This is a genomic window from Acidovorax sp. sic0104 (assembly GCF_019219095.1).
In the GTDB taxonomy this organism is placed as follows: Bacteria; Pseudomonadota; Gammaproteobacteria; order Burkholderiales; family Burkholderiaceae_C; genus Acidovorax.
The window spans coordinates 1-13,016 of sequence record NZ_JAHUWH010000014.1; the positions used below are offsets into that span (position 1 = coordinate 1).

The following is a 13,016-nucleotide window of genomic DNA, read 5'->3' on the forward strand; positions in this document are numbered from 1 at the left end:
TGGAGGGCGGGCGCGTGCGGCTGGACTTCCACATCGAGGACGGGGGGCAGTTCGATGCGGACGGCAAGGTGGACGGGGTCATCACGGACCCGGGGGCGCCGGCGTACGTGCCGCTGTCGATCACGGGCCAGGCGCCTGATGTGCCGCATGGGTTCTGGTTCTGAGGAAGGTCCAGAGCGCCCCTTTGCAGCTAGTGCAGGCCCCGCCGCCGCCAGGCCTTGCGAATGGCGGCGGCGCGCCAGCGGGCCTTATCCGTGATGCCGAATCTTGAGATCCATCGTGCGCCAGCAACGCGCTTCACGGCGCTGCCACGAGATACTGCGGCACTCCATCCGCCGCGTGCACCGGCGTGCAGTGCACACCCCACACCTGCTCGATGGTGGCGGATGTCAGCAGGCGGTCTGTGGCGTCCGCGCTGCGCGGGCCTGTGAGACCCGGGGCCAGCAGCAGGCTGTCGTGCGCATAGCGAAGCGCCAGATTCAGGTCATGCAGCACGGCCACCACCCCCACGCCCTGCTCCACGGCCCACCGGCGCACCAGAGCCAGGGCGTGGTGCTGGTGCGCCAGGTCGAGCGCAGCGGTGGGCTCGTCCAGCAGCAGCCAGCGCGTGGCGCCATCGGGCCGGGGCTCCCAGATCTGCGCCAGCGCCCGGGCCAGGTGGGCGCGCGCGCGCTCGCCGCCTGACAAGGTGTTGACGCCCCGCCCGGCCAAGTGAGCCACGCCGGTGGCCTCCATGGCATCGCGTGCGATGTGTGCTTCGTTCCGGCTGGGCGACTGGCGGTGCGGAAAGCGCCCCATCTCCACCACTTCCTGCACCGTGAAGTCGAAGGCCACCGCCGTTTCCTGCGGCAGCACGGCGCGCAGGCGCGCCAGCTCCAGTGCGCCCATGGACGAGAGCGCCCGGCCCCCCAGGCTCACAGCCCCCGACCGCGGCGCGCGCTGGCCCGACAGCATGGACAGCAGCGTGGACTTGCCCGCCCCGTTGGGCCCGAGGATGGCAGTGACGCGCCCGGGCGCCAGGCGCGCATCCACGGTGGCCAGCAAGGGACGGCCTGGCAGGCCCACACCGAGCTGGTCGCACACCAGCGGATCGCCGGGTTGCGTGTCCTGCGCCGTCATACTTTGTTCCTGAACTGGCGCAGCATCGCCAAAAACAAGGGCACGCCGATGAACGCCGTGAGCACGCCCAGCGGCAGCTCGGCGGGCTTGACGATAGTGCGCGCCACGACGTCGGCCACCAGCACCAGCGTGGCGCCCAGCAGGGCCGAGCCCGGCAGCACCACGCGGTGGTCGGGCCCGGCCACCAGGCGCACCCAGTGCGGCGCCACCAGACCGATGAAACCGATGATGCCGGTGGCGGCCGTCACGGCCCCCACGGCCAGCGCTGTGACCAGTACCGCCAGGCGTTTGGTGCGCTCCACCCGCACGCCCAGCAGCGCGGCCTGCGCCTCGCCCAGCGCAATCGCGTTGAGCGGGCGCGCCAGCGCCAGGCCGAGGCCACAGGCCACCGCCACGATGGAGCCGACCAGGGCCACTGCGCTCCAGCGCGCACCGCCCAGGCTGCCCAGCAGCCACATCTGGATGTTGCGCAGTTGCTCGTCGGTGGAAATGAAGTTGAGATAACCCAGGCCCGCCAGCGCGAGGGCATTGACCGCCACGCCCGCCAGCAGCATCAGCCCCATGCGCGTGCCGCCATCGGCCTGCGCCAGGCCATAGATGAGCGTCGTGACCAGCAGGCCTCCACCAAAGGCCATGCCCACCAGCGTCCAGCTGCCCAGCGTGCGCGGCAGATCCGGCAGCCAGTGGCTGCCCAGCACGATGGTGAGTGCGGCGGCCAGCGCGGCGCCGCTGCTCACGCCGATCAGGCCCGGGTCGGCCAGCGGGTTGCGGAACAGCCCCTGCATCAGCGCACCAGCCAACCCGAGGCCCGCGCCTGCGGCCACGCCCATCAACAGCCGGGGCAACCGGATGTTGATGAACACCAGGTATTGGGGCGCCTGCTCTGCGGAGGGCGCGGCCCCCAGGGCCTGCAGCAGCACCTGCCACAGCTGGGCGGGTGCGATGGCATAGGCGCCCTGCGTGCTGGCCCAGGCAAACGCCAGCACGACGAGCACCGCCCCCACGGCCAGCGCGGCGCGGGGCGACAGGCGCCCCAGAGTCCCGCACGCACCCGGCAGCGACACGGCCAGGCCGCTCACGCGGTGATCGCCTGCATGCGTGCGTGCAATTCGCGCACGGCAGCGGGCAGCCTCGGGCCGAAGCCCAGCAGGTGGCTGGCCTCCATGGCCACCAGCGCCTTGCGGCGGAATGCAGGCGTGAGCGCAAGTTCGGGCCGCTGCCAGAACGCGGTCTCGCCGCCCAGCGCCTCGATGCCCTGCGTGCTGTTGAGCAGCACGTCCGGCGCGGCGCTGGCCATGGCCTCGGCCGTGAGGGGCCGGTAGCCCGCGAACTGGGTGATGGCGTTGGTGGCGCCCGCAAAGCGGATCAGCGCATCGGCCGCCGTGCCGGTGCCCGCCACCATCGGGCTGCCGCTGTGCGACAGGATGAAGATGGCACGCGGGCGCCGCGTGGAGGCCGCCACGAGCTTTTGCACCGCCGTCCACTGCGCATCCAGGTCCGCCTGCAAGGCCTGCGCCTCGCGCTCGCGGCCGACCACGCGGCCTACCGTGGCCACCTTGCGCTGCACTTCGTCCCAGGTGTGGTCGGCCTTGACCAGCTCCACGCGCACACCGGCGCTGCGCACCTGGTCCAGCACCACCGGCGGCCCGGCCTCGGTGGTGCCCACCACCGCGTCGGGCTGGAGGGACAGCAGCCCCTCGGCCGAGAGCTGGCGCATGTAGCCGACCTTGGCTGTCTTGAGTGCGGCTTCGGGGAACAGGCTGGTGGTGTCGGTGCCCACGAGCTGGCCCTGGGCGCCCAGCAGGTAGACCACCTCGGTCAGCGCGCCGCCCAGCGAGACAATGCGCACCGGGCTTGCCGCGAGCGCGCTCCCCGCGCCCACCGCAGACAACAGCGGCAGCGCCGCCATGCCGCGCAGCAGCTGCCTGCGCCCCGTGTCGGTCAGGCCGTCACGCAGCATGGGACACCTCGTCCTGCTGCGCCTGCGGCAGCCGCGCCACCAGGTCGCGCCAGCCCTGCAGCTCGGGCTTGCCGGGCTTGCGCGCGCCGAAGAACATGGCCATCAGCTCGCCCGCGTGGTCGAACGCCTCGACGGAGGTGACGACGCCATCGGCCGTGGGCTTTTCCACCACCCACACGCTGGCCACCATGTCGGTGCGCAGGTGCAGGTTGAAGCCCGCATCCAGCACGTTGATCCACTGCGCATGCGGCGTGTCGAGCGGCTGGATGTTGCGCACCGGCCCGGTGTGGATCTGGATGCAGCCTCCGCTGCCCACGAACACCATGATGGGCAGTCCGTCCACCGCGGCCTCGTCCAGCAGGCGCGGCACGGCCTCCCGCGTGGCACGCCATGCGAACTGGCCTTCGACGAGACGAAAGCTTTGCTGGCGCTCAACGCCGAACTTCTTGGTCAGGCCGAAGAATTCGTGCGTGTCTTTCATGGCACGCCAGGCCTCGCGCAGGCCGTCGGCGTCGATGTCGGCATCGGGCCGCACCGCTTCCGGCGCAGGGGCCTTGCCGAACACATAGCCCGCGCTGGGCTGTGCGAACCGGTTCACCACGGCGTCGAACGCGGCCAGGTCGGTCGCTTCGCGGGTAAAGATCTTGTGCATGGCGCGGCCGCTGGCGTTGTAGAACTGCAGGCTGCGCGACGGCGGCCTGGCCGGGTCGTTGGCCAGCTCGGTCACGGCAAAGCCGGCATGCCACTGCGCAAAGAAAAGGCGCAGGTCGATGTCTTCGCCCAGCGCAATGCCCACCGGCCCGGTGGCCGATACGTGCGTGTACACGCCGGTCTTCTCGTGCACCGTGCCTTCGTTGCGTGTCAGCGCCATCAGCGGGCCGCAGGCCTGAAGCGACTGGAGCAGCTCCAGCCACGATCCCTGCAGCGGAACGACCTTGAGCGGGTGGCCGTGCTCGCCCGCATGCGCGGCGACCACTGCGCCTTCGGACAGCCCTATGCTCTCGGCCGATTCCTTGGCGCGCTTGCCCGCTGCGCGCGCTGCGGCGAATTGCGCGCGAATGTCCGGCGCGGCGATCGGAGCGGAGGCTGCGGCGCCTTGTGCGACTGCCATGGCGGCGCTCATTGCATGGCCTCCGGCGCGGTATGCCACAACACGCGGCGCTGCTCGGCGGCCACCAGCGCTGCACTCGCAGCGGTGTCCTGCCGCACCTTGCACTGTTGCTCCCAACGGCCCTGCAGGCTCCACACCACGGTGCGGAAGTGCGCGGTGAAGCCTTCTGCGTCGGCCAGCATCTGCAGGTTGGCCGATATCTTGCGGCCCATGGCGTCGCGATGGCTGTCGCAGCAGGCCTGCACGTAGCCCGTCATCAGGGCGAGCGTGCCGGCCAGCAACGCCTCGGCGCAAGGCAGGCTGTATTCCTCGTCGGTGTGGCTGCCGGCGTCGGGCAGGTCGGGAGCGTGGCTCATGGTGGTCTCCTGGGGTGGGTGCCTGGGGGATGAAAGCGGAACTCAGAAATCGGCCACCAGCGACACCCGCACGGAGCGGCCGGGCTGGCTGTAGGCGTCGATGAAGTTGGCATTGGCGGCCAGGCCGCGCACGTCGGCCCAGCGCCAGTGTTTCTTGTCGGTCAGGTTGTAGATGCCGAGGTTCAGGCGCAGGTCCTTGCGGATGCGCCACTGGCCTGACAGGTCGAGCACTGTGTACGACGGCGTGAGGTACTGCGTGCTGCCCGTGGCCACGGTCACGTCGCTGGCCTTCTTGGCCGCAGCGTGGGTGGCGTCCAGGCGCGCCATCCAGCTGCCGGTGTCGTAGCGCAGGCCGGCCGACAGGCGGGACGGGTCCACCGTGTTCACCGGCCTGCCGGTGGCGGTGTCGCGGCCGCGCGTCTGGCCGTAGCTGAAGGGCGATGTCCATTGCCCGCCGACCCACTGGCCCCAGCGCATGTCGCCCTTGACCTCGAAGCCGTTGAGCTTGACGCGGCCGATGTTGACGGACTGGAACACCAGCGGGTTGCCCGGCGCGCCGGTGCCGCCCACCTGGCGCAGGTCTTCGATGAAGTCCTTGTAGCGGCCCGTGAAGGCCGCAGCCTCGATGGACAGCGCGTCCAGCCGGCCGCGCACGCCCAGCTCGAAGTTCTGGCTCTTCTCCGGGCGCAGGTTGGCGTTGGGCACGGTCTTGTAGTTGCTGACCGGGTTCTCGAAGAACGCGTTGACCTGGCCCGCGTTGGGCGCACGGAAGCCCGCCGCGTAGTTGCCGAACACGCTCCACTGCTCGGTGGCGCGGTACAGAACGCCGAACTTGGGCGAGGTGGCGTTGCCCGACAGGGACACGGCCTGCGCGCCGAAGCCCGCCTGGTCGGCCTTGATGCGGAAGGTGTCGAAGCGCACGCCGGGTGTGATGCTCCAGGGGCCGGTCACGAACTCGTCCTGCACATACAGGGCGGCGCTGGTCTCGGTGGTGTCCGGAAAGCGCTTGAGCGGGAAGGTCTCGCCCACCGGCGGAGTCACGCCGGTCTGCAGGTTCTCGACCTTGGCGGAGGTGTAGTCAAAGCCGTAGGTGATCTTTTGCACCAGGCCGCCAGCGCCCGCGCGCAGCACCTTGCTGCCCTGCAGGTTGGCCTGCCAGGTGCGCTCGTCGTAGGTCACGTCGCGCACGCGGTCGGCAGCGGTGTTGCGGTCTTCGGTGACGTATTCGCGCGAGTGGGAATCCTGAAAGCTCAGCGTCGCCTTCAGGTCGTCGGCGAACGCCGAGTTCACGCGCCACGCGCCCTCCCACGTCGCACGGCTGCGCTGCATGTCGGTGAACGATGTGGAGCCCAGCACAGACGTGGCGGCCAGCGGCGGCTTGGACCGCGCCGTCAGCAGCTCGTAGTCGGAGGTCTTGTCCACATGCTCCAGCGTGAACACATGGCGCTGGCCGCCGCCGGGCGTGAGGATGACCTTGCCCAGCAATGCACCGCTTCGGTCCTTCTGCGGGTTGGGGCGGGTGCGGTCGGCATTGGCCGCGCTGTTGGTGCCCATGTTGTCGAGCTCGCTGGCACGCGTGACGTTGCCGCCCAGCAGCCACTGCACCGTGTCGCCCGCCTTGCCCGCCACCGTGGCGCCCACGCGCTTGCCGTGGTCGTCGCCGTCGTAGCCCAGGCTGACCCGGCCGCCGATGCGCTTGTCGCCGTCGAGGAAGGCCGATGGTTCGGCCGTGATGAAGTTGACCAGGCCCGCCATGCCGTCCGACCCGTACAGCGCCGACGTGGCGCCGCGCACGACCTCGATGCGCTGCAGCAGGCCGATGTCCAGGTAGTCGCGCCCGAAGGCGTTGGCGCTGAAGACGTAGCTGCGCGGCAGGCGGATGCCGTCCACCATCATCAGCACGCGGTTGCCGTCCAGGCCGCGGATGTTGAAGCCCGCGTTCTGCTCGCGCCCCGTGGAGCCGCTGGCCAGCGTGAAGCGCGCGGGCGAGCGCGTGACCGACACGTTGGGCAGCTCGCGCGCCACATCGCGGATGTCGCGCACCTGGCCTGCTTCGATGGCCTGCGCGTTGATCACGTCGATGCTCATGGGCAGCTCGCCCGGGTCCTGCTCGCTGCGCGAGCCGCTGATGACCACCTCCTTGAGCGCCGGGCCGGCAGCGATCAACTGCCCTGCGCCCAGCGGGCCTGGCGCGCCCTGGGCCTGGGCGTTCCAGGCGGTGCAGAGCGCACAGGCCACGAGCCAGGCCACGGGGTGGAGGTTGAACGTACGGGAGCGGAATGCGGATGCGTGCGCCACGGGGGAGCCCTTCTTCTCTGGTCGGAGTCAATGACAGGAAGCTGGCTCTGCGCGCCCTCTCACCGCTCGGGTGCTGGCACGTCCGCTGGCAACGAAACACTCATTCTATATGAGAATAATTATCAATACACATGTTGCAAACTATTCCTTGTGGCGGCTTGGGGTTTGAGGGACCTCTCAGAGCGCAGCAGGTTGCGCCCGGGCTCCATCACTTGGTCGCGCCATGAAAAAGGGAGCCCGTAGGCTCCCTGGATCTGCACGGCGACGACTGGCGATCTGCTATGCAATCAATAGCTGCTAGCGCTTATCCATCAAGCGGTAGCGGCCATTTTTATGCCTGGTTTCACACGGTTTCTGCCACCGCCGCGGCTGCTGGCGCCGCAGCCACAGGCTGGGCCACTACCGGCATGCGGATCAGGTGGTCGAAAGCGCTCAGCGCAGCCTTCGACCCATCGCCCGCAGCGATCACGATCTGCTTGAACGGTACCGTCGTGCAGTCACCCGCCGCGAACACGCCGGGGATGTTGGTGCGGCCGTGCGAGTCGACGATGATCTCGCCAAACCTGGACAGTTCCACCGTGCCCTTGAGCCATTCGGTGTTGGGCACCAGGCCGATCTGCACGAACACGCCTTCGAGCTGCACCAGGTGCTCCACGTTCGTCGCACGGTCCTTGTACTTGAGGCCGTTGACCTTGCCGTCGGCGCCGGTGATCTCGGTGGTCTGCGCGTTGGTGTGGATGGTCACGTTGTGCAGGCTTTTGAGCTTGTTGACCAGCACCGCGTCGGCCTTGAGCTGGTCGGCGAACTCGATCAGCGTGACATGAGCCACGATGCCGGCCAGGTCGATGGCGGCCTCCACACCCGAATTGCCGCCGCCGATGACCGACACGCGCTTGCCCTTGAACAGCGGGCCGTCGCAGTGAGGGCAGTAGGCCACGCCCTTGTTCTTGTACTCGGCCTCGCCGGGCACATTGACATTGCGCCAGCGCGCGCCGGTGGACAGGATTACCGTCTTGGACTGCAGCAGGCCGCCGTTGGCCAGTTGCACGCCGATCAGGCCGCCGGGCTCGGCAGCCGGGATCAGCTTGTCGGCGCGCTGCAGGTTCATGATGTCCACGTCGTAGGCACGGGTGTGGGCTTCGAGCGCGGCAGCGAACTTGGGGCCGTCGGTCTCCAGCACCGAGATGTAGTTCTCGATGGCCAGCGTGTCGTTGACCTGGCCGCCGAAGCGCTCGGCCGCCACGCCGGTGCGGATGCCCTTGCGGGCGGCATACACCGCTGCGGCTGCGCCCGCGGGGCCGCCACCGACGATGAGCACGTCGTAAGGCGCCTTGGCAGACAGCTTGGCGGCGTCGCGGGCGGCGGCCCCGGTATCCAGCTTGGCCACGATCTCCTCGACCGTCATCCGACCAGAGCCAAACACCTGGCCGTTCAGGAACACCATGGGGACGGCCATGATCTCGCGCTCGGCCACTTCCTGCTGGAAGGCGCCGCCTTCGATCACGGTGGTCTTGATCTTGGGGTTGACGATGGCCATGAGCGACAGCGCCTGCACCACGTCCGGGCAGTTGTGGCAGGTCAGGCTCATGTAGACCTCGAAGTTGAAGTCGCCGTCGAGCGCGGCGATCTGCTCGATCACCTCGGGTTCGACCTTGGGCGGGTGGCCGCCCGTCCACAGGAGGGCCAGCACCAGCGAGGTGAATTCGTGGCCCAGGGGCAGGCCCGCGAAACGCAGGCTGTTGGAAGCGCCCACGCGCTGCAGGCTGAACGACGGCTTGCGGGCATCGTTGCCGTCGGTGCGCAGCGTGATCTTGTCGCTGCGCAGGGATTGGATGGTCGTGAGCAGCTCGCGCATTTCGCGGGCGGTCTCGCTGTCGTCCAGGGACGCCACCAGTTCGAACGGCTGCTGCACGCGCTCCAGGTAGGCGGAAAGCTGGGTCTTGAGTTGTTCGTCGAGCATGGTGGTGTCCTTTCGATTCTTATGAGGTTGGGGGCCAGGGCCGCTGTTGGCAAGCCCCGCGCCGCAACAGGGCGCAAAAAACAGGCGAAAAAAAGCCGGACGGCATGGCGCACGCGCGCCACGACGCTGTCCGGCTGGGAGCGGCCCGCAGGCCGCCGTGCCGATGCAATCAGCCGATCAGATCTTGCCGACCAGGTCCAGCGAAGGCGTCAGCGTCTTGGCGCCTTCCTTCCACTTGGCGGGGCACACCTGGCCAGGATTGGCGGCGGTGAACTGGGCAGCCTTGAGCTTGCGCAGGGTTTCGGACACGTCGCGGGCAATTTCGTTGGAGTGGATTTCCAGGGTCTTGATCACGCCGTCGGGGTTGACCACGAACGTGCCGCGCAGTGCCAGGCCTTCTTCAGGGATGTGCACGCCAAAAGCGTTGGTCAGCTGGTGGGTGGGGTCGCCGACCAGGGGGAACTTGGCCTTGCCCACGGCGTCGGAGGTTTCGTGCCACACCTTGTGCGAGAAGTGCGTGTCGGTGGTGACGATGTAGACCTCGGCGCCCGCGGCCTGGAATGCTGCGTAGTTGTCGGCAGCGTCTTCGATTTCGGTGGGGCAGTTGAAGGTGAAAGCTGCAGGCATGAAGATCAGCACAGACCATTTGCCCTTCAGGTCGGCTTCGGTCAGATCGATGAACTCGCCCTTGCCGGAGCGGTTGACGAAAGCGGTGGTCTTGAAGGGTTGAACTTGCGTGTTGATCAGGGACATTGCTGTTTCCTTGGTGGTTGGTTGACTGAACAAGGCTGAAGTCTAGGCCCAATGAGCCCATGAATCCAATTAATTGATTGCATTGAATCAATTGTTTATGACTATATACAAGGCTTTGATGGCAAGGGGATGAAAAGGTCAAAGAGCCTGGGAAACTGCGCCAACTGTCTTCAGATGCGAACACAACTCAGCATCACACGCAGACAGAGCGACTGCGCGGGGGTTTGGCTTGCAGTGGCGGACTGAGGTCACGACAATCAAGCCCGAACCACATAACAAGGAGCCCCCATGAAAGGCGACGCACAAGTCATCGGCCACCTGCAGGCCCAGCTCAAGAACGAACTCACGGCCATCAACCAGTACTTTCTGCACTACCGCATGCTCAAGCACTGGGGCTTCGACAAGCTCGCCAAGAAGGAGTATTCGGAGTCCATCGGCGAGATGAAACATGCCGACTGGCTCATGGACCGCATCTTCACGCTCGACGGCCTGCCCAACCTGCAGGACCTCGCCAAGCTCCAGGTCGGGGAAGACGTGCCGGAGATTCTGGCCTGCGACCTGCGCTCCGAACAAGGCGCCCAGGCCACGATCAAGGAAGGGATTGCCCACTGCGAAACGGTGCGCGACTATGTCTCTCGCGACCTGCTGCAGAAGATTCTGGACGACACGGAGGAGCACATCGACTTCCTCGAAACCCAGATCGACCTGATCGACAAGGTCGGCCTGCAGAACTACCTGCAGTCCCAGATGGGTGAGGCAGAGTAAGCAAGACCTCAAAGACTTCAGTTTCTCAGAGCGCTCCACGAAAAAAGCAAAGAAGAAATCAGAAAAACGGGCTTCGGCCCGTTTTTTTGTGCCTGGTCCAACGGCGCCAGTGGCAGGGCTCATTCACCCGCGCAACACACGACGGCGAAGGTCAACCCGGCGAAGGCCCGGCGCCCAGCTCGTCACAGAATGTTGCAAGCGCACATCAAGACGGCAAAAGTCTGGATTCAATGAATGCGAATGCTTCTCAACAAAAGTAGAATGCATTCTTACGACCAGCGTTGACCCCGCGACGCCCGCCTGACGCTCAGGCCATGGGCATCCAGTGATCGCCGCACGCTGGCCCGAATCTCCTGAACACCTAGCCAGCCAGTCAGCCGGGGCCTTGCCGCCCCACCGCTGCAGCCAGCGTTTGACCGTTTTCGCCTGCAAACCTGCCTGGAGCCATCCCTGATGCTGCGCCGCACCGCCAGCCCCTGCCTGCCCGGGGCCTCCCCATCGTTCCAATTGACCGGATCAACTGCCCGCTGCCGCCCCGCGGCAGGCACGCCATGAAGGCCGCGCGCGTCGATTGGCGCTATCGGTTGGCCATCACCTCCCGCGCCGTGGCGGCCATTGGCGGCGGCTATGCGCTGGCGGCGGGGTTCGCGGCTGCGTTGTCGCTGGGGTTGGCGCAGTTCATGCCGCGGGTGGAAGCCGTGCTGACGGCCACCATGCTGGCCTGGCTGGCCTACGCCATGGCCGCAGGCTGGGCGTTCTATGCCCGCACCGCTTTGGGTGCCTGGGCGGGCACGCTGCTGCCGGCGCTGGTACTGGGCGCCTGCGCCATGGCGCCGCAATGGATGAAGGCCGCCGCATGAACACCACCACACTGACACCCGACGCGTCCGCAGACATTGCAGCGGCCACGCCGATGGCTGCCACGGTCAACGCCAGCGACAAGGCCAAAGCCGCCAGGACACCCAACGACCGCGAGGGCTTTCGCCAGGCGATGTCGTGGCTGCACACCTGGGCCGGCCTGATCCTGGGCTGGCTGCTGTTTGCGATCTTTCTCACCGGCACGCTGTCGTTCTTCAAGAACGAGTTCAATTTGTGGATGCGCCCCGAGATGCACGGCCTGCCCTCGGCCGATGCGCAGGTGGCCCAGAAGTCGCTGGACGCATTGCAGCGCAAGTCGCCCGAGGTCACGCAGTGGATCATGCACCTGCCCGATGAGCGCGACCCCGCCGTCAACCTGCTGTGGCGCGGCACCGGCAATGGCCGGTTCGAGACGCTGCGCATGAACCCGCAAACCGGCGAGGCCATCGAGGCGCGCCAGACCATGGGCGGCGACTTCTTCTACCGCTTCCACTTCGAGCTGCGCACGGCCCAGAAGGGCCGCTGGACCCTCGAAGGCCGCTGGGTGGTGGGCGTGGCCACGATGCTGATGTTCGTCGCGCTGATCACGGGCGTGATCACGCACCGCCGCATTTTCAAGGACTTCTTCACCTTCCGCCCCACCAAGGGCGGGCAGCGCGCCTGGCTGGATGCGCACAACGTCACCGGCGTGCTGGTGCTGCCGTTCTATCTGATGATCACCTTCAGCGGGTTGATGATCTTCCACACGCTGTACATGCCCGCCGGCATCGCCACCACGTACAAGAATGAAAAAGGCGTGGACTCCAACGCGTACTTTGCCGACCTGCAGGGCGAGAAGGCCGAAAGCCGCCCCCGCCGTGGCGCAAACGACAAGGTCGAGCCCCTGCCCGCCATCGCGCTGCAGCCCATACTGACCGAAGCACGCACTCGCTGGGACGGCGGGCGCATCGGCAGCCTGCAGGCGCGCCGCGATGCCAAGGGCCGCGCCGTGGTCGAGGTCACGCGCCACGAGGGCGACCGCCTGCAGTACCGCCCGCCGCGCCTGTTGTTCGACGCCACCACCGGCCAGTGGCTGGACCAGGCCGACCCCACCGGCCCCGCCGCCAAGACCTACGGCGTGCTGTACGGCCTGCACCTGGCGCGCTTTGCCGACGTGGGCATGCGCTGGGCCCTGTTCGGCTTTGGCGTGCTGGGCAGCCTGATGATCGCCACCGGTATGGTGCTGTGGACCGTCAAGCGCAGCGCCCTGTCGCAAACCAAAGCCGGCCGCCAGGGCGCAGCCACCGCTGCAGCGCGCACCAAGGCACCCTTTGGCGAGCGCCTGGTGGCCGCCATCAACATCGCCACGCTCGCGGGCCTGCCGCTGGCCTGTGGCGTGTACGTGGCCTCCAACCGCCTGATCCCCGTGGGCATCGAGGGCCGGGCCGATACCGAGCTGGGCTGGTTCTTCAGCGCCTGGGGCATCGCGCTGCTGTGGGCGCTGGCCTGCGCCGTGGTGCGACCGAGCCGCATGGGCTGGTCCGTGCCGCTGGGCGCCGCCGGTGCCGTGTGGACGGCCCTGCCGCTGATCAATGCGCTGACCACCCACACCCACCTGGGCGTCACGCTGCCCGCGGGCGAATGGATCTGGGCCAGCATGGACCTGTCGTTCCTGGCCACGGGTCTGCTGCTGTGCTGGCTGTCATGGCGGCTGCGTCCGGGTCGTGTTCCCAAGGGCCGGGCCGCTGTGTCCCAGGCACTGCGCCACGCCGCCGCAGCCGCCAACGCATCCGCTCCGCAGCCCGCTGCACCGGCGCTGTCGGCCACGCCCGACGTCTCCACTACGGGAGCCTGATC

The 13,016-nt window shown here is 67.8% G+C and carries 12 protein-coding genes; 4 read left to right on the plus strand and 8 right to left on the minus strand.

Going from position 1 to position 13,016, the window contains the following annotated elements:
• Positions 1 to 164, plus strand: a 164-nt coding sequence (locus KW835_RS27050) for a choice-of-anchor U domain-containing protein (protein ID WP_304505173.1), incomplete at its 5' end; no start/stop codon positions are given.
• 133 nt (positions 165 to 297) lie between these two features.
• Here KW835_RS27050 and KW835_RS19885 read toward each other — a convergent pair.
• The 8 genes from KW835_RS19885 to ahpC all read right to left on the minus strand — a co-directional run bounded on the left by KW835_RS19885 (position 298) and on the right by ahpC (position 9,557).
• Positions 298 to 1,119, minus strand: a complete 822-nt coding sequence (locus KW835_RS19885; RefSeq protein ID WP_218385646.1) for a heme ABC transporter ATP-binding protein — start codon at positions 1,117 to 1,119, stop codon at positions 298 to 300.
• Entirely contained in the window at positions 1,116 to 2,198 is a 1,083-nt protein-coding gene (locus tag KW835_RS19890) for an iron ABC transporter permease (protein WP_218385648.1), read from the minus strand. The genes KW835_RS19885 and KW835_RS19890 overlap by 4 nt, the downstream gene beginning before the upstream one ends.
• The gene (locus tag KW835_RS19895; protein WP_218385650.1) at positions 2,195 to 3,079 is read right to left on the minus strand and encodes a hemin ABC transporter substrate-binding protein; all 885 of its coding nucleotides are present in this window, start codon (positions 3,077 to 3,079) and stop codon (positions 2,195 to 2,197) included. Before KW835_RS19895 ends, KW835_RS19890 begins: the two co-directional genes overlap by 4 nt.
• Positions 3,069 to 4,190: a hemin-degrading factor gene (locus KW835_RS19900; RefSeq protein ID WP_218385651.1), complete on the minus strand. Its 1,122-nt coding sequence runs from the start codon at positions 4,188 to 4,190 to the stop codon at positions 3,069 to 3,071. Before KW835_RS19900 ends, KW835_RS19895 begins: the two co-directional genes overlap by 11 nt.
• Positions 4,191 to 4,198: 8 nt before the next feature.
• Positions 4,199 to 4,546: a hypothetical protein gene (locus tag KW835_RS19905; RefSeq protein WP_218385653.1), complete on the minus strand. Its 348-nt coding sequence runs from the start codon at positions 4,544 to 4,546 to the stop codon at positions 4,199 to 4,201.
• Positions 4,547 to 4,588: 42 nt separating this feature from the next.
• On the minus strand, positions 4,589 to 6,844 hold the full coding sequence (locus tag KW835_RS19910; protein WP_218385655.1) for a TonB-dependent hemoglobin/transferrin/lactoferrin family receptor: 2,256 nt from the start codon (positions 6,842 to 6,844) through the stop codon (positions 4,589 to 4,591).
• Between the two features lie 343 nt (positions 6,845 to 7,187).
• Positions 7,188 to 8,804, minus strand: a complete 1,617-nt coding sequence (ahpF, locus tag KW835_RS19915; protein WP_218385657.1) for an alkyl hydroperoxide reductase subunit F — start codon at positions 8,802 to 8,804, stop codon at positions 7,188 to 7,190.
• A gap of 177 nt (positions 8,805 to 8,981) precedes the next feature.
• Positions 8,982 to 9,557: an alkyl hydroperoxide reductase subunit C gene (gene ahpC, locus KW835_RS19920; protein ID WP_218385658.1), complete on the minus strand. Its 576-nt coding sequence runs from the start codon at positions 9,555 to 9,557 to the stop codon at positions 8,982 to 8,984.
• A gap of 288 nt (positions 9,558 to 9,845) precedes the next feature.
• Between ahpC and bfr the strand changes: the two genes are divergently transcribed.
• The 3 genes from bfr (at position 9,846) to KW835_RS19935 (ending at position 13,014) form a co-directional block, all read left to right on the plus strand.
• A complete protein-coding gene (gene bfr / locus KW835_RS19925; protein ID WP_056173789.1) occupies positions 9,846 to 10,322 on the plus strand; it encodes a bacterioferritin in 477 nt (158 codons plus the stop codon).
• Positions 10,323 to 10,873: 551 nt separating this feature from the next.
• Positions 10,874 to 11,182 carry a hypothetical protein gene (locus tag KW835_RS19930; RefSeq protein WP_056173788.1) on the plus strand — a complete coding sequence of 103 codons (309 nt, stop codon included), beginning with the start codon at positions 10,874 to 10,876 and terminating at the stop codon, positions 11,180 to 11,182.
• A gap of 53 nt (positions 11,183 to 11,235) precedes the next feature.
• Positions 11,236 to 13,014: a PepSY domain-containing protein gene (locus KW835_RS19935; RefSeq protein ID WP_218385841.1), complete on the plus strand. Its 1,779-nt coding sequence runs from the start codon at positions 11,236 to 11,238 to the stop codon at positions 13,012 to 13,014.
• The last annotated feature ends 2 nt before the right edge of the window (positions 13,015 to 13,016 follow it).

What these genes read in the sequence shown, in the direction of transcription:
- KW835_RS19905 (WP_218385653.1), bottom strand. Translation starts at nt 4,546, where the DNA reads ATGAGCCACGCTCCCGACCTGCCCGACGCCGGCAGCCACACCGACGAG.
- KW835_RS19900 (WP_218385651.1), bottom strand. Translation starts at nt 4,190, where the DNA reads ATGGCAGTCGCACAAGGCGCCGCAGCCTCCGCTCCGATCGCCGCGCCG.
- bfr (WP_056173789.1), top strand. Translation starts at nt 9,846, where the DNA reads ATGAAAGGCGACGCACAAGTCATCGGCCACCTGCAGGCCCAGCTCAAG.
- KW835_RS19930 (WP_056173788.1), top strand. Translation starts at nt 10,874, where the DNA reads ATGAAGGCCGCGCGCGTCGATTGGCGCTATCGGTTGGCCATCACCTCC.
- ahpC (WP_218385658.1), bottom strand. Translation starts at nt 9,557, where the DNA reads ATGTCCCTGATCAACACGCAAGTTCAACCCTTCAAGACCACCGCTTTC.
- ahpF (WP_218385657.1), bottom strand. Translation starts at nt 8,804, where the DNA reads ATGCTCGACGAACAACTCAAGACCCAGCTTTCCGCCTACCTGGAGCGC.
- KW835_RS19885 (WP_218385646.1), bottom strand. Translation starts at nt 1,119, where the DNA reads ATGACGGCGCAGGACACGCAACCCGGCGATCCGCTGGTGTGCGACCAG.
- KW835_RS19935 (WP_218385841.1), top strand. Translation starts at nt 11,236, where the DNA reads ATGGCTGCCACGGTCAACGCCAGCGACAAGGCCAAAGCCGCCAGGACA.
- KW835_RS19895 (WP_218385650.1), bottom strand. Translation starts at nt 3,079, where the DNA reads ATGCTGCGTGACGGCCTGACCGACACGGGGCGCAGGCAGCTGCTGCGC.